Genomic DNA, 19686 nt, shown 5'->3' with positions numbered 1-19686 from the left:
TTGGCCATGAAGGTGCTTGCCGCACGACGGCGGGACGCCGAGGACATCCGTTTCCTGATCGACCACCTCGGGTTGACCAACGCGGAACAGGTTCTCGCCCTGTGCGGCAAAGTCTTCCCGGAGGAGGAGATGCCAGGCCGGGCAAGACTCGTGCTCGGCGACATCTTCGACGACTCGTAGGCCCGTCATCCGGCTTCCAACGCCGTACGGGAAACTACTCGAACAGTGGCACCGGAGCGCCGGGGATCGTGGCGGTGTGGCTAGCATGGTGGTACCTCCGGCCCACTCTCCCGCAGCTCAGCGACCCTTCGCCGGGCCGTTCTGGCCACGATCTTGGCTCGTAGCGGCACCCGCGGATCCATCGCCAACTGAACCAGGAGCGAGACCCCCGCCAATCTTTCTGTACCTACCCGGAGGTGGTCATGCGGACTGTGAACTTCACCCAACTACGGCAGAACCTGGCCGCCGAACTCGACAGCGTCATCAACGACGCGGAGGAAGTGGTGGTGACCCGGTCGGGCCACAAACCGGTGGTCATCGTGCCGCTTGCGGAGTACGAGTCCATGAAGGAAACCGAGTACCTCCTTCGCAACCCGGCCAACGCCGCAGCCCTGCGCCGCTCGATCGCGGAGCTTGATGAGGGCGACACGGCCGAGCGGGACCTGGTCGACCCGGCCGCAGGTGGAGTCTGGGCGGTGCGGCGAGGCCATCGCCGGCAGTGAGTCGTTGACCGACCGAACAAGATCATTCGGGACACCTCGGGCACAACTGACACCGAAAGCAACTGGCAAGCGATGTAGGACAGCGCAAGAGGTCGTCCAGGTCAGCACGACGATCCGTCCGATTCGGATGATCCATGGGAGGGACGGCCAGCGGGCGAGTTGGGCCGGGGCCTCTCGGGGGATCAGGCGTGGACCGAGTTGTCCGATCACACCTTGAGGACGTCCAGGTCGTACAGCGCTATCGACGTGTCGCGGGAGGCGAGGGTCAGCCCTTCGGTGATTGCCTGTGCCACCAGCATGCGGTCTAGCCTGCTTGGCGGCATGCGTCAGCGGCCTTGGCTGCTCACGGCCGGGGTCGGCAGACGCTAATACTTAGCCGTTGCGCTAAGTATTGTCGCCAGGGATACTTAGCCATATGGCTCAGTATTCGGCGCAGCTCGACGGCGTGTTCGGCGCCCTCGCCGACCCGACAAGACGCGGGGTCCTTCGACGCCTCGGCCGTGGTCCGACGACCGTCGGTGAACTCGCCAGCGAGTTCCCGATGACCCTTCCCTCGTTCATGAAGCACGTCCGGGTCCTCGAGTCCAGCGGGCTGATCCAGACGGCCAAGGCCGGTCGGGTACGCACCTGTGTGCTCAACCGCGAGCGCCTCGCCGTCATCGACCACTGGCTCGCCGAGGAGCGCCGGATCTGGGAAGAGCGCACCGACCGGCTCGAACTCTTCGTCACCGACCCTGAGGAGCAGCAACAGTGAAACCCGACCTGGACCTGATCGTGGAGCGGGTCATCCGCGCGCCCCGAGCCACGGTGTGGCGAGCGTGGACCGACCGATCCCGGCTGGCGAAGTGGTGGGTTCCGACCCCCGCTCTCTGTCGTGTCGACCGCTTGGACGTCCGGCCCGGCGGCGGGTTCGTGACCCGGCTGAGCGACGGCGGCGGTGAGTTCGTCCCGCACATGGACGCGACCTTCCTGGTCGTCGACGAGTACGAGCGGATCGTGTTCACCAACGCGATCGACAGCGCCTGGCGGCCCGCGAGCCCGGTCCCGGTCGCCATGACCGCCGAGGTCACGCTCGACGACCATCCGGACGGCACGGACTACCGGGTCGTCGTCCGCCATGGTGATCCCGCCGCTCGTGCCCGGCACGAGGAACTCGGCTTCGCCGACGGCTGGGGCTCGGTGACCGCCCAGCTCGCCGGATTCGCCGAAAGCGAGGAGGCCCGATGAAGATCGCCCTGACCGAGTTCGTGACCCTCGACGGGGTCAGCCAGGGTCCCGGCTCGCCGACCGAGGATTCGAGTGGCGGCTTCACCCGGGGCGGCTGGCTCGTGCCCTACCTGGACTCGCTCTTCGTCCAACGCACCTCCGAATGGCTTGATCTTGCCGACGGTCTGCTGCTGGGGCGCCGGACCTACCAGGCGTTCGCTCGCGACTGGCCGCAGATCACCGACCCGAACGACCCGTTCACCGGACGGATGAACTCGTTACCGAAGTACGTCGTGACCAACACCCTCACCGAGGGAAGTTGGCGTCCTGTGACGCTGCTCCACGGCGACCCGATCCAGACTGTCGGGCAGTTGCGGGCGCAGCCGGGACGGGAACTTCAGATCCATGGGAGTGCTCGACTCGGCAAGGCCCTGTTGACGGCCGGTCTTGTCGACACGCTCCGCCTGGTCGTCGCTCCCACCGTGGCCGGTTCCGGACGGCGCCTACTGGACCACCCGAGCGCACCCGTCGGCCTGCGACTCGTGCGCCACGAGGCGACGCCGAACGGCCTGCTGCTTGTCGAGTACGAGCAGGTCGGCGCCGCGCCCGTGGCCGAGTACGACGGCGTCACGGCGTTCGTCTAAGGCGGGATCGCGGCCGTCAGCCGGGGCGGATCAGCAGGAGCGCGACGGTGGCCAGGTAGATGATCGGGATGGCGGCGCCCTCGAAGCCGATGCCCCGGCGTTCCCTGATCAGCAGACCTGCGGTCAGCGTGGCCGTCATCAGCGTGGTCATGCCGGTGAACAGCAGCCCGGACAGGTTCGCCTCGGAGTAGATCGACCCGGGCCGGTAGGCGGCGTCGGCGAGGAAGATCATCAGAGAGTCGAAGGCGTTGCCGCCGAGGATGTTGCCGATGCCGAGGGTCAGCGCCCCGATGCGGACCGCCGCGATGAGGGTGATCAGCTCCGGCAGCGAGGTGATCGCCGTGGTGATGGTGAAGCCCACGAAGCCGCTGGGCAGACCGGACGCGGCGACCACGCCGAGCCCACCCTGACCGATCAGGTAACCGGTGGCGGCCACCACCGCCGCCAGGGCGGCCAGCCGGAACCACAGCCGACGCAGGCTCAGCCCGGACGTCTCGGCAGCCGGCTCGTCCTGACGGGTCTCGGTGGTACGCCGGGCGAACCACATCGGTTCCCGGCGGAGCCGGCGCAGCAGCACCAGACCGTACAGGTAGATGACGGGGATCAGCAGGCTCGCCGGGTGCACCCAGAGCAGGGTGAGTTCAGGCGTGGCGTACGCCACCACGGGTAGGCAGAGCAGCGCCACCAGCACGACCGCCTGCAGGACGTTCTCCAGGGAGGCCGCCGCGTGCTCGATGTTCGAGCGGCGGTAGAGCAGGTCGGCGATGGCCAGCCACACCGTCTGCACCGCGATGCCACCGATCGGGTTGGCGAGAGCGAACTCGGCGTCCTGCCGGACCGACCCGATGACCGTGGTGGCGATGCCGGGCAGTGAGGTCACCGCGCCGAGCAGGAGGGCACCGGCCACCGCCTCGCCCATCCCGGTCCGGTCCGCCAGTTCGTCGGCCGTCCGCACCAACGCCCGGCCGGCGGACAGGATCGCCGCGAGCGCGGCGACCAGCGCGACCACGCTGGGCAGGAGCGGCCAGGTACCGGTGATCACGAGATGCTGCCCGAGGGCCGGGAAGTAGTGCGCATGTCTCCCCCGTACCCAACTGGCGGGGTTTTGAGCGGCCCATCCGTCGCGCACCGGCGACGGTGCGCGGGTCTGTCAGACTCGCTCGGCGTGAGGCATCAGCAGCTTCTGGACAAGCTCGCCGCGCCGCTCCTCGTCCGCGCGCTGAACGAGGATCTGGCCCGGTGGGTGAGCTGGCAGCTGCTGACCCACCCGGAAGATCACCACGAGCTGACCCGGGCGGTGATCCCGCCGATCCTCACCCGCTGGCGGTGCCTGCTCGACGCCGACGACACCGCTGCGGCGACCCGGCACCGCGGCTGGGTGGCGATGGCCGTGCTGCTGCACCGGTACGGCCTCGCCGCCCCGGCCGTCACGGCCCACGCGTCGGCCGCCATCGACTCGCTCAACCGTGATGTCGTGCTCTCCGACGCCTTCGCCCGGCAGTCCCCGGCCATCAAGGACTTTCTGTCCACGCCACCACCACCGCTGACCCGCCGGCCGCGCCGGCCCGGAACGCTGACGCTCCTGCGCCCCGGAGACGTGGTGTCCATCCAGGTGAAGGCCAGCTTCCACGCGGCGTTCGTACGCGAGGTGGCGGGCGGCAACGAGTACCCGGTCATCGAGTTCTACGCCGGCCGTTTCGACCGGCCACCGACGTTTGGCGAGTTGTCCGGCCGGGCCGCCGTCCGTGACCGGGGCGGGGCCCGGTTCGGGGTGGTCGGGCTCACCTACCTGCCCGACCCGGCCAACCAGGTCCGGGCCCTGGCCGCCGGGTATCAGCAGCCACCGCTGGGCACCGATCCCGGGCCGGGCGAGGGCCGGTACACGATGACCGACATCATCCGGCTGCAACACGTCATCGACCGCCTGTTCGGATGAGCGTGACCGCGCGGCGGCGGGTGGCCGGACAGGGAGATGTCCTGCATGCGGCGACGGTAGCGGTGACCGGCACGGCGAGCGACGTCACCGGTCACAGTGGCGCCGCGGGTGTCTCCCGGTGCGCCGGGGCGGTTGCGCCGCGAGCCTGTTCCAGACCGTCGAAGAGCAGGTCGAGGGTGAACTCGAACTCGGTCTGGCTGTCACACCAGCCGAGGGTGGGGTCGGTGGCGTCGTGCAGTTCGGCGGCCACCATCGCCGCCAGGTGGGGAAGCCGCGCGGACAGCTCGGCCAGTTCCGCCTCCGCCGCTTCGGCGTCGACCTCCTCGCCCGCCCCGGGCTGGAAGACCTCCTGGGCGAAGCCGAGGGCCAGGCTGCCGAACGCGTGCAGCGCCCGGTGGGCGATCCGGTACGAGAAGCCGCCGTCGATCAGGGTGGCGAGGATGCCCTCGTAGTAGCCGTACACCCCGGCGGGAATCGTCGAACGGGCAGTGAGCAGGGCCGGCGCCCACGGGTGCCGCAGCATGACCGTGCGGGCGGCGAGGAAACGCAGTCGTAGTCGGGTACGCCAGTCGCCGCCGGCCGCCGCCATCTCGGCCTGCGTGGCGGCCGTGGTGATCTCGGCGACGACGGCGTCGACGAGGCCGTCGAGCAGCCCTTCCTTGCCGGGCAGGTGGTGGTAGAGCGACATCGCCTCGACGCCGAGGGCGGCGGCGAGCCGGCGCATCGTCAGGGCCGCCATCCCTTCCGCGTCCACCAAGGCGATGGCGGCGGCAAGCGCCCGGTCCCGGCTCAGCGGCTCGCGGCGTTTCCTCGCTCCCATGCGGCTCCCATCTTCCCTTGACCTTACAACGTATGGTTGCCTTACGACGTAAGGCTGGTCTCGCCACCGCCGCGCAATCGAAGGAGCGACAATGCATCCACTGATCCGCACCGCCCGGACGACCGGGCTTTTCTACCTCGGGCTCGGCATCGCCGGCGCACTGGGCTTCCTCACCATCCGACCCATGATCTTCGAGGTCGGCGACGCCGACGCGACCCTCGCGAACCTGGTCGCCAACGAGTCGTTGGCGCGCCTCGGAGTGGCGTTCGAACTGCTCGTCGTGCTCACCCAGACGCTCGCCGCCGTCTGGTTCTACCGGCTGTTCCGATCCGTCGACAGCACCGCCGCCGGCAGCATCGCCGCCTTCGGCATCGTCAACGCCGTCGCCATCCTCGGCAGCGCCGCGATGCTGGGGACCGCGCTCGGGGTGGCCACCGGCGAGGCCGGCGGCGCCGCCGACACCGTCCAGTTGCTGTACCTCGTCAGCGAGAACCTGTGGGCCGTGGGCGGGCTCTTCTTCGGCCTCTGGCTGATGCCGATGGGCTGGTGCGTGCTGCGTTCGGGTTGGCTGCCCCGGGCGCTCGGCTGGATCCTCGTGGCCGGTGGTGTGGGGTACGTGCTGATGACGTTCGTCGGGTACCTGGCCCCCGGCGCCGGGGTCGCCCGCGACCTGCTGGTGGTCCCCGCCACCGTGGGCGAGCTGTGGATTCTCGGCTACCTGGTCATCTTCGGCGTCCGGAAGCGGGCGCTCACCGAGGCACCGCGAGCGACGCCGACCGCGCCGCTCACCGCCGCGTCGACCGCCTGACCGTCCCGGGCGGCCCGGGTCCGGGTCGTGCCCGCATCCGGGTACGCCCGAACCGGGGCCGCTCGTCCCGCCGTGTCGTTGATCCGGTTGTGCCTGCCACCCGCCGGTGACCACCGTGGGGGCGCCGAGAAGTCCGGGAGGGACGCCGATGACCAGCGAACGCGAGACCGTCGAGGTCGACCCCGCCCTGTTCCAAGCCGTCTACGACTCGCCCGCCGCACTGCCCGGCCGGCACCGCTGGACCACCCCGGAGTCCGATGTACGGCGGATCGAGAAGCTGCTCAACATGCCGCCCCGGACCATCGGCGCACCGCTGTGGGTGAGTGGCGACCACCCGGACTGCCCGAAGTGCGGTCGCCGGATCACCTGGTACGACATCGTCGCCTCGGCGCTGAAGGGCGTGCACGACCCGATGATGATCGCCACGGTGATCCTCGGCGACCGCCGCTACGTGAACACCGGTCTGCCCGCCGCCATCCCCGGCGTACGCTGCGCCGACTGCCGGTCGCCCATCGAGGGGCTGCGCAGCTTCAAGTGCCACAACTGGGCGTACGCCTTTGAGGAGCTGGACGCCGTGCGGCAGCGGATGTCCGGCGGCCCGGTCCTCGGCGACCAGGGTGAGCCGGTCCACTGACACCACCGGATCAGCGGCGGGCGGGGCGGCGCCCGGGTGGCGAGGCCGGCTCGGGGCCGGAGTCGGGTAGCGGAGGCATGGGGCGGATGGTCGCCTCGCCGGCGGCCACCCGCAGGCGTTCACCGTGGTGCCACAGCTCGATCGCGACGTCGGCGTCGGCGTCCGGCAGTTCGTACCGGGCCTCGTCGGCGGTCAGCGTCACGTGTAGCCGGTGACCGCGCCAGAGCAGGCTGAACGCGAGGCGGTCGATCCGGTCGGGCAGCCGGGGGTCGAACGACAACAGCTCCCGGTCGTCGCGCAGGCCGCCGAAGCCCTGCACCAGTGCCAGCCAGGCCCCGCCCAGCGAGGCCAGGTGCAGCCCGTCGCCCGTCTTGTCGCCGAGATCCTCCAGGTCCTGGAGCACCGACTCGGCGAACAGGTCGTACGCCAGGTCGAGGTGGCCCAGCTCGGCGGCGAGCACGCCCTGCGGTGCGGCGGACAGCGACGAGTCCCGGACCGTGCGCGCCTCGTAGTAGGCGAAGTTGGCGGCCTTCTCCTCGGCGGTGAACTCGCCCGGGCAGCGCAGCATCGCCAGCACCAGGTCGGCCTGCTTGACCACCTGGTGCCGGTACAGCTCCAGGTAGGGAAAGTGCAGCAGCAGCGGATAGTCGTCGTCGCCGGTGTCGGCGAAGTTCCACTCCGGCCGGTCGGTGAACCCGCCGGACTGCTGGTGCACCCCCCGCTTCGGGTCGTACGGCATGGTCATCGCCTCGGCGGCGGCCCGCCAGCCGGCCACCTCGGCCGGGTCCACGCCCAGCCGGCCGGCCGCCTCCGGGTGCCGTTCGGCGGCATCGGCCGCGCCGCGCAGGTTCCGCCGCGCCATCAGGTTGGTGAACAGGTTGTCGTCGACGAGCGCGGCGTACTCGTCCGGGCCGGTGACACCGGCGATGTGGAAGCTGCCGTCGTCGGTGAAGTGCCCGAAGCCGTGCCACAGCCGGGCGGTGGCCACCAGCAGGTCCAGCCCGGGGCCGGTACGGAAGTCCTCGTCGTCGGTGGCACCGACGTAACGCAGGACCGCGTCGGCGATGTCGGCGTTGACGTGCAGCGCGGCGGTTCCGGCCGGCCAGTAGCCGGAGCACTCCTGACCGCTGATGGTCCGCCAGGGGAAGGTGGCGCCGGTGAGCCGCAACTCCGCCGCGCGGTCGTACGCCTGGGGCAGGTGGGCGTGTCGCCAGCGCAGTGCCGACCGGGCCACGTCGGGCGCGATGTAGGTCAGCACCGGCAGCACGTAGCCCTCGGTGTCCCAGAGCACGTGCCCGTCGTAGCCGTTGCCGGTCAGCCCCTTGGCGGGGATGGTCCGGTCGCCGTCCGAGCGCCCGGCCTGGATCAGGTGGAACATGGCGAACCGGATCGCCAGTTGCAGCTCCTCGTCGCCGTCGAGCAGCACGTCCGCGGTGCGCCAGGCCTGGTCGAGGGCGGCCCGCTGCTCGGTACGCAGCTCGCCGAAGCCGTCCGTACGCGCGGCGTCCGCCTCGGCGGTGACCTGGGCGGCCAGCTCCTCGACGGTGGAGTCGTCCACCGGTGCCCACTCGAACGCCGCGAACTTGGTCAGCCGCACCTGCTCCCCAGGACGCAGCGGACCGGTCAGGGTCAGCCGGATCCGGTCCGGGGTGGCGTCGGCGTCGGTGGTGAGCTGTGCCGGCGCCGCCGCCCGGTGGGCGACCGCGACGGCGACCCGCTGCCCGCTGCGCTCGGTCCGGTGCACCAGCAGAGCGTCGGCACCGTCGACCCGGTGCAGCTCGGCGGTCAGCGGATCCTGGATCAGCGAGGCGGCCCGGGGGTCGTCGGCCCGCTCGGGGACATGCTCGTTGGCCAGCAGGTCCGCGCAGATCCGCACGTCGACCGGCCCGTCCAGAGGTTCCACCGTCCAGTCGACGGCGGCGACCCGGCGGCGGGCCAGCGACACCAGCCGGGTGCTGCGTACCCGCACCCCGTCGCCGGCCGGCGAGACCCACTCGGTGAGCCGTTCGATCACCCCGGCCCGCAGGTCCAGCACCTGCTCGTGGGCGAGCACCGTGCCGGTGCGCAGGTCCAACGGCTGGTCACCGACCCAGAGGCGTACCAGGGTGGCGTTCGGTGGGCTGATCACGGTGTCACTGAGCTGCGGGAAGGCGTAGCCGCCCTCGGGGTAGGTCAGTTCCCGGCGTTCGTGCAACCCGTTGAGGTAACTGCCCGGCATGTCGACCGGTGCGCCCTCGTCGAGGGTGCCGCGCCAGCCCAGCCACCCGTTGCCCAACGCGAAGACCGACTCGGTCTCGCCGAGCCGGTCCAGGTCGTCCCGGGTCCGTCGGATCCGCCACCGCTCCTCGGGCTGCGGCTCGTCCGGCTGCTGGTCAGGGGTGGGATGCACAGTGCCTCCAGGACTCTCCGACGGTCCCTGCGGGCTGACAGTTCCCCGCCGGGCGGTTCACCACACCAGCAGCAGGGCGCCGACCGTGCCGAGCACCAGGTACGGCCCGAACGGCAGGTGACTCGACAGGCGGGCCCGGCGGCTGACCAGCAGGCCCAGGGCGACCAGCCCGGACAGGGTCAGGGCGAGCAGCAGGCCGAGCACCGGCACACTCCAGCCGTACCAGCCCAGCAGGGCGCCCGCGCTCAGCGCGAGCTTGGCGTCGCCGATGCCGAAGCCCCGCGTACCGAGCAACAGGGTGGTGGTGGCGAAGAAGAGCGCCAGCCCGAGCCCGGCGGCGACGGCGCGCAGCCACGGTGTCGCACCGGCCCCGGTCAGCGCGGCCAGCCCGAGCAGCAGCCAGGTGCCGGCGACGGCCGGCCAGGTCAGCCGGTCCGGCAGCCGGTGCACCGCGACGTCGATGAAGAGCAACGGCACCGCGCAGGCGAGCCACCACCCGGCGGCGACCATCTCGACGGCGGGTGGGCGGGTCAGCAGCAGCGCCGCCACGGCTGCCAGGGCGGCCAGTTCGACGGTGGCCGGCGGGGCACCGACCCGGGCGCCGCAGCCGCCGCAGCGGGCGGTCGGGCCGAGCGCCGGCCAGGGACGGTGCGGGCCGATCGGCGCGCCACAGGCGTCGCAGCCGGTCCGGCGGGCGGTGCCCGGGCGTACGGCGTGCCGGGCGACGGCGTACCGAAGCAGTGGGGTGATCGCCAGTAGCGCTGCGGCGGACCGTGACCGGGCGGTGCGCCCGGACGGCGGGTCGGTCGGCGTGGCCGCCCGGTGCGCCTCCGCCGGTGGAGCGGGTGGCCGGGTCACCTGGACCACCCCCTCACGTAGGGTAGTGTGTCCGGTCGGTTCCGGTGGCGGTCCGATCGTCGGGCACCGCCTGCCGTCGCGTCGTCCGATCGTCGGACCGAATGCCCGGAACGGGCAGATGCAAATCCCGCCGGTGACAATTCACCGCCCATTGGCACCATTTTTGCCGGGGACGGATCGGACCGATTGCCATTTCCCGCCGCATTGTGCCCGACCGACCGGGCACCCGCCCATCGGTGGGATCGCCCGCTCCGCGGCCGGCGGCCGCCCGCGTCGAACACCGGGCCGATCAACTTCGGCAACCTGTCGGTAACCATGCGACGCCACCACTCTCCATCACTCATCGTGTTCGAATGAATTGCCTCTGTTGCATCGGCCAGCGTCAGCCTATGCTCGCCCCTTGGATGTGACGCAACCCACGTCCACCACCGACGAGCAGCCTGGCGAGTGCATTGTTCAGAGATCCATAACAGTAAATGTGGCTGCGCACGGAACCGGACCGGGGAAGGTTCGCCGGTCGCGCCGCCGCACGCCCGGAGACGCTGGTGACGGCGTACGCCGGTCGGCACCGAGGAGGGCACGAGGTGCGAGCACGGCAGCTGAGCCGCTGGACGGCCGGCCTGGTCGCGGTGGCCACGGTCGGCACGAGCACCGCCTGTGGCGGCACCCAGGAGGCGGCCACCACCGCGACACCCGAACGGAACAGACCAGCCGGCGCCGAGCGGGCCGCCGAGGAGGCGGCTGCGGAGAAGGCGGCGCTGGCGGCCTACGCCGGCTACCTCGCGGCGTCCCGCACGGCCAGCCGGCGCAGCGATCCGCAGGAGCCGGCGCTGGCCCGGTTCCTCGCCGACCCACTGCTGACCAGGGTCCGGTTCAGCCTGCGGCAGGCCCGCCAGAACGGTGCGGTGAGTGCCGGCACACTTCGCTCCGAGGGGCCCACCGTCATCTCGACGGACCTGGACGCGACACCGCCCACGGTGGAGATCCAGGACTGCGTCGACGCCAGCAACTACCGGCTGGTCTACCTCGCCGACGACAAGGTCGTACCGGGCACCCGCGGCTCCCGCCACCTGGTCACCGCCACGGCGGCCCGCTATCCCGACGGTCGCTGGCGGATCAGCGCCGGCGCGGCCCACCAGGACCAGCCGTGCTGACCGGGCGAGCCGACGGCCGCCGACCGGCCGCCGCCCGTACCGCCGTCGTCCGACGGGCGCTGCTCGGCGGCGCGCTGGTGGCGCTACTGGCCAGCGGCGGTGCGGTTCCGGCGACCGCCGCCGATCCCGGTGCCAACTGCCCACCGGCCCAGCCGAACTGCAACGTGTGGGACGACGACCCGGGCACCCCCGGTGGCGGCGGCAACGGCGGGGACAACGGCAGCGGCGGCGACAACGGCGGCGGGGGCGGGGGCGTCTGCCAGTGGCAGGGCCGCACCGTCGCCTGCTACGACGACGTGCTCGGCTGGTTCAACAGTGGTGACGGCTGCTACTACAAGCTCGCCGAGTCGCCGCCCACCGAACCGCCCGCCGGCCAGCAGTACTACCTGCAGAGCTGCAACGCCGGTGCCTTCGGCCAGGGAGTACTCGTGCTGCTGGACGCGCCGCCGCCGGGCTTCGGCGCTCCGCCGGACCCGGAGGAACTGGCCCGTCGGGCGTTCGCCTCGATCACCCTGCTCGCGCCCCGCGCGGCGGTCGCACCCCGCAAGTCCGTCGGCCCCGGTCTGGTGGGTCTGCCGGTCTGGATGTGGGCCGAACGGGGCGCCAACCAGTTCGGTCCGTTGCGCGCCTCCGCCTCGGATCGCGGGCTCACGGTGACCATCCGGGCCCGGGTCAACCGGGTCGTCTGGGACATGGGCAACGGCGACACGGTCACCTGCACCGGCCCCGGCACCCGGTACCGCCCGCGAGGCCAGCACGCCGGACAGCCCTCCCCCGACTGCGGCTACCACAGCGGCTACCCCGAGGCCGGGACGTACACGGTCCGGGCGACCACGCACTGGTCGGTGCGGTGGACCAGCAACGGTGGTGACAGCGGAAGCATCGGCGGCGTCACCCGCACCACGGGCCCGGTCGCCATCCAGATCAACGAGCTTCAGGTGGTGACCAGGTGAGTGAGCCGATCCTGCGAGCCCCGCAGTGGCGAACGAAAGGTTGGTACCAGTGAGCGTGGCGACCCGCAACGGAACCTCTCCCGTGGACGCGCCGGTCGCCCCGCCCCGGGTGGTCCGCCAACGCCGGGTCCGGCCCGGCCTGCTCGGCCTCGCCGTCCTGCTGATCGCCCTCGGTGGGCTGGGCTCGGCGTTCGCGGTGACCTCGGTCCGGGCGACCGGCAGCTACCTGGCGGTGGCTCGGGCGGTCGAGGTGGGCGACGTGGTACGCGCCGACGACCTGGTGTCGGTGCAGGTGGCCGGCGGTCAGGGACTCGAACCGGTGCCCGCCTCCCGGCTCGCCGACGTGATCGGGATGCGCGCCGCCGTCTCGTTGGCCCCGGGCACCCTGCTGACGATGGCCCAGCTCACCGACGACCCGCTGCTCGGTCCCGGGCAGCAGCAGCTCGCGCTCGGGCTGCGCGCGGCCCAGGTGCCGGCGCCGAAGCTCCGCCCCGGTGACCAGGTGCTGCTGGTCAGCACGCCGAGCAGCGACAGCGGCGGAGGCTCGTCGTCCGGTGGCACCCGGTTCACCGCGACCGTCACCGACGCCGTTTCCACGGATGGGCGGGACGAGGTCGTCGTCTACCTGGCGCTCGCGGTCCGGGACGTACCGGCCGTGGTGGCACTGGCCGCCCAGGATCGGATCGCGGTCGTCCTGACCAAGGCGGCCTGAGCATGGCGATCATCGCGCTGGTCTCGGCGAAGGGCTCGCCGGGGGTCACCACCACCGCGCTGGCCTGCGCGTTGAGCTGGCACCGGCGGCTGATCCTCGCCGAGTGCGACCCGGCCGGCGGCTCCGTCCTCGCCGGCTACCTCGGTGGCGCGCTCGACGGACCGCGCGGCATCGGCGAGCTGGCCGTCGGCGAGCTGCGCGACGGCAGCCTGGAGAGCTCGTTCTGGTCACAGCTGGTCGACCTGGACGCGCCGCGCCGGGAACGGCTCCTGCTGCCGGGGGTGATCGACCCGGCCCAGGCCGGCAGCGTCACCCCGCTCTGGCAGCGGTTCGCGGACTTCTTCACCGGCCTGGAACGCGGCGACCCACCGTACGACGTGATCGTCGACTGCGGACGATTGCACGTGCTCGGCCCACCCTGGCCGCTACTGCGCGCCGCCTCGGTGGTGCTCGTGGTGTCCCGCGCGCAGCTGCCCGACCTGTCCGGCACCCGGGCCATGCTCCAGGCCATCGAGCGGGACTTCACCGAGCACCGGGTGCCGTCGGGCACCCTGCGCCTGCTGCTGGTCGGCGGCGGCCACGGTCGGAGCGAGGTCAGCAAGGCCCTTCAGCTGCCGGTGATCGCCCGGCTGCCGCACGACCCGCGTACCGCCGAGGTGTTGAGCCTGGGCGGGACCGTGCGGGCCAACCGGCCGCTGCTGCGGGCGGCCCGCGAGCTGGAGGTGCCGATCGGCGCGCTGCTGGAGCGGCGGCGGGCCCGGCTGGCGTGGCCCGTGTCCCAGGGGGTGCCGGATGCGATTTGAGCCGGTCTCGTCCGACCCGCGCCGGCAACCACCGGGCGCCACCTCCACCGCCCCGCCCCTGGCCCCGGTCAACGGTTGGCACCAGCCACCGAACGGGTCGGTGCCCGTCGCGGCACCGCCGGCCGCGCCACCCCGACCCAGGGTCGACTTTCAGGTGGTGCGCGAGCTGCGCCGGCAGCTCAGCGAGCGGCTCACCCGGTGGCAGCGTGGCCGCGAGTTCAGCGTCGCCGAGGAGGACACCGAGCGCGCCCGGCTCGCGGTCGAGCTGGTCGCCGAGTACGCCGACGCGGTGCGCCGCGCCGGCACACCGATGGCGGCCGGCGAGGAACGGCTGCTGCTCGACCAGGTCACCGCCGAGCTGGCCGGCCTCGGTCGACTCCAGACCCTGCTCGTCGACGACACCATCGAGGAGGTGCACATCCTCGGCTGCGACCAGGTGCGCGTCACCCGGCACGGCGGTGGGGTCGACTGGGCCGACCCCATCGCCGACAGCGACGACGAGCTGGTGGAGATCCTCCAGGCGGCGGCCCGCCGGGCCGGCGCGACGGAACGGTCCCTGTCCACCTCGAAACCCACCCTGGACCTGCAACTGCCCGACGGCAGCCGACTGGCCGCGGTGTTCCTGGTCAGCCACCGCCCGTACGCGGTGATCCGCAAGCACAACACCCTCGACGTGACCCTCGACGACCTGGCCGGTGGCCGGGGTGACCTGGACGAGATGATCGACCCGCTGCTGCGCGACTTCCTCCGGGCGTCGATGCGGGCCGGGCTGAACATCATGGTCGCCGGGCTGGCCGGTGCCGGAAAGACCACCGTGATCCGGGCGATGATGAGCGAGATCCCGCCGGACGAGCCGTACGTGCTGCTGGAGGAGAGCCGGGAACTGCTGCCGGCCCGCCGCGGCGACCGGCACCGGGCGGTGATGAGCTTCGAGGCCCGCGAGGGGCACGGCGAACGCGGACCGGACGGTCGACCGGCCGGCGAGGTGAGCATCGCCGACCTGATCCCGGTCTCGCTGCGGATGGGCGTGTTGCGGATCATCGTCGGGGAGGTGCGGTCCCGGGAGATCGTGCCGATGCTCCAGGCGATGACCACCAGCCGGGGGTCGATGTGCACGATCCACGCGCGTACCCCGGCCGGGGTGAGCGAGCGGATCATCGAGTTGGCGCTCGCCCACGGCCGGGAGATGACCGTCGACCAGGCCCGCCGGATGGCCGGCAACGCGCTCGACCTGATCGTCTACGTCACCGTCGACGACGAGACCGGCATCGGCGGGCGCAAGCACCGCTTCGTCTCGCATGTCGAGGAGGTGTTGGGCGTCGGTGAGAGCAGCCGGATCACCACCACCCAGGTCTTCGGCCCCGGCCCGGACGGGCGGGCGGTCCCCCGGCACCTGCCGGAACGGGTCCGGGATCAGCTGCTGCGGGTGGGCTACGACGCCCGGTTGCTGAGCCGCTGGATCGAGGCCGGTCAGGGCGCCTGGCGCCGGCCCCGGCAGACCCGACTCGGGCGGCGGTGAGCCGGTGCGGACGAACATCGAGCTGATCGCCCTGGTCTCCGGCGCGGCCTGCGTGGCCGGCCTGGTGCTGGCGGTGGTGGCGCTCGTCGGCACCCGCCGGCCGCCCGGCCGGGCACCCGGCGCGGGGCCGGGGCTCGGGCGGCTGTGGCGCGGCTCCGGCAGCACCGCCCGCGAGCAGCGGGCGCACCAGTCCCTGCTGGTCGGCGCGGTGGTCGCCGGTGCGTTGGCCTTCCTGCTGACCGGCCTGCCCGTGGTGGGCCTGCTGGTCGCGGTGGCGGTGCCGGGCGCGCCGTGGCTGTTCTCGGTGGGGCGGGCCGAGCAGCGGGCCATCGCCCGCATCGAGGCGGTCGGCGAGTGGACCCGCCGGCTCAAGGACGTCTCCGCCACCGGGCAGGGGCTCCAGCAGGCGATCATCGGTACGGTCACCACCGCCCCGGAGGAGATCCAGGAGGAGGTACGCCTGCTCGCCGCCCGGCTCCAGGCCGGGTGGTTGGCCCGTTCCGCCCTGCTGGCCTTCGCCGACGAGATCGGCGACCCGGTCTGCGACCAGGTGGTCGCCGCGCTGATCCTGCACCTCACCGACCGGGGTGAGCGCCTCGGTGACGTGCTCGGTTCGATCGCCTCGGCCGCCGCGGCGGAGGTCGCGACCCGCCGGGAGATCGAGGCCAAGCGCACCCAGCCCCGGTTCGCGGTCCGCTTCCTCACCGGCATGACGCTGGCCACCATCGCGTACGGGCTGCTCAACCGCGAGTACGTCCAGCCGTACGACACCCCGTTCGGGCAGCTGGTGATGGCGGTGCTCGGTGCCGCCTTCGTGGCGCTGCTGGCCTGGGTGCGGTCGATGAGCCAGCCGCCCCGACCGGCCCGTTTCCTGCCGGCACCCGACCCGAACGAGGTGGTGGCGTGAACCTGCACCTCACCCTCGCGGTGGTGGCCGGCGCCACGTTCGGGTTGGGCGTGTTCCTGGTGGTCCGTGAGCTGGTCCCGGCGACTCCCGCGCTCGGCCCGGCACTGCGCCGGCTGCACCAACCGCCGGGAAGCGCCCGCACCGGGCCCGCCGACCGGCGGCTGGACTGGCTCACCGGGTTGTCCCGTTGGCTGCGACCCCCGCACCGGCAACTGGCGTTGCTCGACCGCACCCCCGAGCAGTACGCCCTCTCCCTGCTGTTGTCCGCCCTGATCGGACTCTCCGCTCCGGCGCTGCTCAGCGTCACGCTTTTCACCGTCGGCGTGTCGCTGCCGCTGGCCGTGCCGGTCCTGGGCAGCCTCGGCCTGGCGCTGCTCTGCGCACTTGTGGCGCACCGGTCGGTGCTGACCAAGGCGGACGCCGCGCGGGACGAGTTCCGTCAGGCGGTCTGCACCTACCTCGACCTGGTCGCGTTGCAGTTGTCCGCGGCGCACGGGCCGGTGCAGTCGCTGGAGCGAGCCGCCGCGATCTGCGAGGGCTGGGTCTTCGACCGGATCTCCGAGGCGCTGCGGATGGCCCAGATGCAGATGCACTCGCCCTGGGACGAGCTACGCGATCTCGCCGACCGGATCGGCATCCCGGAGCTGGGCGACGTCGGCGCGATCATGCGCTCCTCCGGCAGCGAGGGCGCGCAGGTACACGAGACCCTGCGCAGCCGGGCCGACTCGTTACGCGACCAGATCCGCACCGACAACCTGGCCCGGGCCGAGGGGGTGACCAGCCGGCTCGACATACCCGGCGCGCTGCTGGTCTTCGTCCTGCTCGGCTTCGCCATCTACCCGTTCCTGGCCCGTCTCTAGGCCCGACCCCCAGTGAAGGAGCCCCGATGTCCGTAATCACCTACCTGCACGTCGCGCTACGGGCGCGGCTGGCGGAACTGCGCGGCGACCGTGGCGACAGCCCGGTGCCGACCGCCGTCATCATCTTTGGCCTGGTGGCCGTGGCGATGGCGGTGACCGCCGCCGCCCTCGGCGCGGCCAACGACTGGATGGACAACATCCCGGCCCACCAGGATCCGACGGCCGACTGATCGATGTTCCGTCGCCTCTGTGCCGGCTGGTGCCGGGTGGTCGCCGCCACCCGGCACCGCCTGCTGCCCGGCGACGGTGAGCGGGGTGGCAATCCGGTCGAGTTGGCGGTGGCCCTGCCGGCGATCCTGGTGATGCTGTTCGCCTCGATCCAGGTGGCCGTCGTGTTCGTCGCCCGGTCGACCGCGCTCAACGCCGCGCAGAGCGGTGTCAACGCGCAACGGCTCTACGACGCCCCGGCCGGTGCCGGCGAGCAGCGCGCGGCCGAGTTCCTCCAGGTCGCCGGGGACTGGCTGGTCGACTGGGACGACCCGGGGCCGAGCTGCGCCGCCACCGACACCGACGTGACCTGCACGGTGAGCGGCAAGGCCCTGTCGGTGGTGCCGGGCGTCGACTTCGCCGTCGAGCAGACGGCGCACGGGACGGTGGAGCGATGGACCGAGCCATGAGCCGAGGTTCTGTCTCGATCGAGGTGGCGGTGCTGGCACCGGCCTTCGTGGCGATGATGGTGCTGGGCGGGGTCGCCGGGCGTACCGCGGTCGCCAGCGCGGCGCTGGAGGCCGCCGCGCACGACGCGGCCCGGGCCGCGTCGATCTCCCGGGACGCCGCCACCGCCCGGCGGGAGGCGCGCGAGGCCGCCCGCCGCCAGCTCGACTGGCGGGGCGTGTCCTGCTCCGGGGCCCCGCAGGTGACCCTCCGCGGCTCGGTCGACGGACAGTCCACCAGCTTCAACCGTGTCTTCACCAGTGAGGTCGGGCAGAACGCCACCGTCACCGTCGAGATCGCCTGCACCGTCTCCTACGCCGACATCAACCTGCCGGCGCTGTCGATGCCGGACGGGCAGCGGATCACCGCCTCGTTCACCTCGCCGCTGGACCGCTACCGGAGCCGGGGATGACCGCCGCGCGGGGCGACGCCGGTCGGGTGAGCATCTTCCTGGCCGTGGCCCTGATCGGGGTGCTGGCCATCATCGGCATGGCGTTCGACGGCGCCGGTCAGCTCCGCACGCTGCAACGCGCCGAGAACCTGGCCGCCGAGGCGGCCCGCGCCGGCGGTCAGGCCATCGACCGAGCCACCGCCATCGAGGGCGGACCCAAGCGGATCAACCGGCGCGAGGCCCGCAACGCCGTCCGGAACTACCTCACCACCGCCGGCGCCAGCCACCACACGGTGACCTTCCCGGTGGTCGACGGCGAAACCCTGATCCGGGTACGCGTCGAGGTCACCTACGACCGGGCGGCGCTCGGTTTGTTCGGCTTCTCCAACACCGTCACCGTTTCCGGTGAGGCGACCGCACGGGCGCTGACCGGGGCCTCCTAGGAAAGGGAAGGTAGCCATGGCCGCATCAGGTGGCACCGCCGTACGGCGGGCCGGTCGGGTGCTCACCGGCTTCGGTGCGCTTGTCGTGCTGATCGGTCTGCTGGTCGGCGGACCGATCGCGCTGCTGGCCTTCGCCGGCAACCCGCTCCCCGACCACGTACCCACCCTCGCGGAGATCGGCACCACGCTGACCAGCCGCGACGACGGGCAACTCTTCCTGCGGGCGCTGGCCATCGCCGGCTGGTTCGGCTGGGCAACCTTCGCCCTGTCGGTGCTCGTGGAGCTGGGCGCGCAGGCGCTGGACCGGCCCGCGCCCCGGCTGCCCGGCATGGGCCGGCAGCAGCGGGCCGCCGCCGCGCTCGTCGGTTCGGTCGCGCTGATCCTCGCCGCCAGCCCCGCCGCCACGGCCGCCACCACGGTCTACGGCACGACGGCGTACGGCGGTCCGGCCGCCGCCGTAGCATTCACGCCGGCTCCCGCGCTGGCGGCGACCGGGCCGGCGACGGCCACGACCTCGGCACCCGACACCTCGGCCCCGGCCTCCGTGTACCGGGTCGCCAAGGGTGACTACCTGGGCGGAGTCGCCGAACGGTACCTGGACGACTTCGACGACTACCACCGGCTGGCCGCGCTGAACAAGCTGCGGGACCCGGACCGCATCCGCCCCGGTCAGCTCATCAAGCTGCCCGAGGAGGCGCACGACCAGGGTTCCCGGCAACATGCCACCGGCCGGCTGGTCGCTCCGAAACCCCGGCCCGGTCCCGGGTCGGAACGGACCGAGCAGACCCGCCCGACGCCGGCCAACCCGGGCGACGCGGTGGAGCGGCCCGGCGAGGCGGTGGAGTCGCCCGGCGACCCGACCGAGCGACCGGGGTCGGCCACGACCGCACCGGCCAGTCCGGAGGGACGACAGCCGGAGCCGCCGCGGAGCGAGACGCCGGAGGGTCACTCGCCGGTGGTGACGGTGGGCGCGTCCCGGGCCGGCGAGCCCGACCGGGTGAACCGTCCACTCGCCGTCTCCGCCGTGCTGGCCGTGGCCAGCATCGTCGGGGCGCAGATCGGTGCGGTGCTGGGCCTGCGCCGTCGACCGGCCGTTTCCCGCACCGGCACCCGCCACCAACCGCCGGTCAGTACTCCCCGCGAGCTGCCCGTCGGCCGACACCGCAAGGACTGAGCGAAGCTGTCACCGCCGCCCGCCCCCTACGGACCTACC

The 19686-nt window shown here is 72.5% G+C and carries 24 protein-coding genes and 1 pseudogene; 20 read left to right on the top strand and 5 right to left on the bottom strand.

Going from position 1 to position 19686, the window contains the following annotated elements:
• The first annotated feature begins 6 nt into the window (after nucleotides 1–6).
• Entirely contained in the window at nucleotides 7–180 is a 174-nt protein-coding gene (locus tag O7597_RS12940) for a hypothetical protein (RefSeq protein ID WP_281582828.1), read from the top strand.
• Between the two features lie 242 nt (nucleotides 181–422).
• Nucleotides 423–722: a type II toxin-antitoxin system prevent-host-death family antitoxin gene (locus O7597_RS12935; RefSeq protein ID WP_281582827.1), complete on the top strand. Its 300-nt coding sequence runs from the start codon at nucleotides 423–425 to the stop codon at nucleotides 720–722.
• Between the two features lie 206 nt (nucleotides 723–928).
• Here the strand turns inward: O7597_RS12935 and O7597_RS12930 are convergent.
• A pseudogene (locus O7597_RS12930) lies at nucleotides 929–1027 on the bottom strand (PIN domain nuclease); the annotation flags it as partial.
• A gap of 110 nt (nucleotides 1028–1137) precedes the next feature.
• On the opposite strand from O7597_RS12930, the gene O7597_RS12925 reads away from it, so the two are divergent.
• The 3 genes from O7597_RS12925 to O7597_RS12915 are packed head-to-tail and all read left to right on the top strand — an operon-like array spanning nucleotide 1138 to nucleotide 2572.
• Nucleotides 1138–1476, top strand: a complete 339-nt coding sequence (locus tag O7597_RS12925) for a helix-turn-helix transcriptional regulator (protein WP_281582826.1) — start codon at nucleotides 1138–1140, stop codon at nucleotides 1474–1476.
• On the top strand, nucleotides 1473–1949 hold the full coding sequence (locus tag O7597_RS12920) for an SRPBCC domain-containing protein (protein WP_281582825.1): 477 nt from the start codon (nucleotides 1473–1475) through the stop codon (nucleotides 1947–1949). Before O7597_RS12925 ends, O7597_RS12920 begins: the two co-directional genes overlap by 4 nt.
• The gene (locus tag O7597_RS12915) at nucleotides 1946–2572 is read left to right on the top strand and encodes a dihydrofolate reductase family protein (protein WP_281582824.1); all 627 of its coding nucleotides are present in this window, start codon (nucleotides 1946–1948) and stop codon (nucleotides 2570–2572) included. The genes O7597_RS12920 and O7597_RS12915 overlap by 4 nt, the downstream gene beginning before the upstream one ends.
• A gap of 16 nt (nucleotides 2573–2588) precedes the next feature.
• On the opposite strand, the gene O7597_RS12910 is transcribed toward O7597_RS12915, so the two are convergent.
• Complete coding sequence (locus O7597_RS12910) at nucleotides 2589–3614, bottom strand: sodium:calcium symporter (protein WP_281582823.1); 1026 nt, start codon at nucleotides 3612–3614, stop codon at nucleotides 2589–2591.
• A gap of 123 nt (nucleotides 3615–3737) precedes the next feature.
• Here O7597_RS12910 and O7597_RS12905 point away from each other — a divergent pair, with 123 nt between their 5' ends.
• On the top strand, nucleotides 3738–4508 hold the full coding sequence (locus O7597_RS12905; RefSeq protein ID WP_281582822.1) for a hypothetical protein: 771 nt from the start codon (nucleotides 3738–3740) through the stop codon (nucleotides 4506–4508).
• 91 nt (nucleotides 4509–4599) lie between these two features.
• Here the strand turns inward: O7597_RS12905 and O7597_RS12900 are convergent, their stop codons facing one another.
• Nucleotides 4600–5328, bottom strand: coding sequence for a TetR/AcrR family transcriptional regulator C-terminal domain-containing protein (locus tag O7597_RS12900; protein ID WP_281582821.1), 729 nt, complete (start codon nucleotides 5326–5328; stop codon nucleotides 4600–4602).
• A 91-nt stretch (nucleotides 5329–5419) separates the two neighbouring features.
• Here O7597_RS12900 and O7597_RS12895 point away from each other — a divergent pair, with 91 nt between their 5' ends.
• Both O7597_RS12895 and O7597_RS12890 read left to right on the top strand, forming a co-directional pair.
• Nucleotides 5420–6136: a DUF4386 domain-containing protein gene (locus O7597_RS12895; protein WP_269740346.1), complete on the top strand. Its 717-nt coding sequence runs from the start codon at nucleotides 5420–5422 to the stop codon at nucleotides 6134–6136.
• A gap of 148 nt (nucleotides 6137–6284) precedes the next feature.
• Nucleotides 6285–6770: a hypothetical protein gene (locus O7597_RS12890; protein ID WP_269740347.1), complete on the top strand. Its 486-nt coding sequence runs from the start codon at nucleotides 6285–6287 to the stop codon at nucleotides 6768–6770.
• Between the two features lie 10 nt (nucleotides 6771–6780).
• Here O7597_RS12890 and O7597_RS12885 read toward each other — a convergent pair whose 3' ends face one another.
• Nucleotides 6781–9159: a glycosyl hydrolase family 65 protein gene (locus O7597_RS12885; RefSeq protein ID WP_269740348.1), complete on the bottom strand. Its 2379-nt coding sequence runs from the start codon at nucleotides 9157–9159 to the stop codon at nucleotides 6781–6783.
• A gap of 57 nt (nucleotides 9160–9216) precedes the next feature.
• On the bottom strand, nucleotides 9217–9915 hold the full coding sequence (locus tag O7597_RS12880; protein WP_269742681.1) for an A24 family peptidase: 699 nt from the start codon (nucleotides 9913–9915) through the stop codon (nucleotides 9217–9219).
• Nucleotides 9916–10601: 686 nt separating this feature from the next.
• On the opposite strand from O7597_RS12880, the gene O7597_RS12875 reads away from it, so the two are divergent.
• From O7597_RS12875 to O7597_RS12820, 12 genes are all read left to right on the top strand, one after another.
• Nucleotides 10602–11171 carry a hypothetical protein gene (locus O7597_RS12875; RefSeq protein WP_269740349.1) on the top strand — a complete coding sequence of 190 codons (570 nt, stop codon included), beginning with the start codon at nucleotides 10602–10604 and terminating at the stop codon, nucleotides 11169–11171.
• Nucleotides 11172–11248: 77 nt separating this feature from the next.
• Nucleotides 11249–12124, top strand: coding sequence for a hypothetical protein (locus tag O7597_RS12870; RefSeq protein ID WP_269742682.1), 876 nt, complete (start codon nucleotides 11249–11251; stop codon nucleotides 12122–12124).
• Between the two features lie 49 nt (nucleotides 12125–12173).
• A complete protein-coding gene (locus tag O7597_RS12865; protein WP_281582820.1) occupies nucleotides 12174–12836 on the top strand; it encodes an SAF domain-containing protein in 663 nt (220 codons plus the stop codon).
• Nucleotides 12837–12838: 2 nt separating this feature from the next.
• Entirely contained in the window at nucleotides 12839–13639 is an 801-nt protein-coding gene (locus O7597_RS12860; protein WP_269740351.1) for a ParA family protein, read from the top strand.
• Nucleotides 13629–15158 (top strand): CpaF/VirB11 family protein, encoded by a 1530-nt coding sequence (locus O7597_RS12855; protein WP_269740352.1) that lies wholly within the window; start codon nucleotides 13629–13631, stop codon nucleotides 15156–15158. The genes O7597_RS12860 and O7597_RS12855 overlap by 11 nt, the downstream gene beginning before the upstream one ends.
• A gap of 4 nt (nucleotides 15159–15162) precedes the next feature.
• Nucleotides 15163–16065, top strand: a complete 903-nt coding sequence (locus O7597_RS12850) for a type II secretion system F family protein (protein ID WP_269740353.1) — start codon at nucleotides 15163–15165, stop codon at nucleotides 16063–16065.
• Nucleotides 16062–16925 carry a type II secretion system F family protein gene (locus O7597_RS12845; protein WP_269740354.1) on the top strand — a complete coding sequence of 288 codons (864 nt, stop codon included), beginning with the start codon at nucleotides 16062–16064 and terminating at the stop codon, nucleotides 16923–16925. Before O7597_RS12850 ends, O7597_RS12845 begins: the two co-directional genes overlap by 4 nt.
• 26 nt (nucleotides 16926–16951) lie before the next feature.
• Nucleotides 16952–17155, top strand: coding sequence for a hypothetical protein (locus O7597_RS12840; protein WP_093403874.1), 204 nt, complete (start codon nucleotides 16952–16954; stop codon nucleotides 17153–17155).
• A gap of 3 nt (nucleotides 17156–17158) precedes the next feature.
• Nucleotides 17159–17602, top strand: a complete 444-nt coding sequence (locus tag O7597_RS12835) for a TadE family protein (RefSeq protein WP_269740355.1) — start codon at nucleotides 17159–17161, stop codon at nucleotides 17600–17602.
• Entirely contained in the window at nucleotides 17587–18051 is a 465-nt protein-coding gene (locus O7597_RS12830) for a pilus assembly protein (protein WP_269740356.1), read from the top strand. The genes O7597_RS12835 and O7597_RS12830 overlap by 16 nt, the downstream gene beginning before the upstream one ends.
• Nucleotides 18048–18473, top strand: a complete 426-nt coding sequence (locus O7597_RS12825; RefSeq protein WP_269740357.1) for a pilus assembly protein TadG-related protein — start codon at nucleotides 18048–18050, stop codon at nucleotides 18471–18473. Before O7597_RS12830 ends, O7597_RS12825 begins: the two co-directional genes overlap by 4 nt.
• A 16-nt stretch (nucleotides 18474–18489) precedes the next feature.
• Complete coding sequence (locus O7597_RS12820; protein WP_281582819.1) at nucleotides 18490–19647, top strand: LysM domain-containing protein; 1158 nt, start codon at nucleotides 18490–18492, stop codon at nucleotides 19645–19647.
• Nucleotides 19648–19686: the final 39 nt, after the last annotated feature.

This window comes from Verrucosispora sp. WMMC514 (assembly GCF_027497295.1).
Taxonomy (GTDB): Bacteria; Actinomycetota; Actinomycetes; order Mycobacteriales; family Micromonosporaceae; genus Micromonospora; species Micromonospora palythoicola.
The sequence above is the reverse complement of the archived record's forward strand: the minus strand, read 5'-3'. Positions and strand labels throughout refer to the sequence as shown.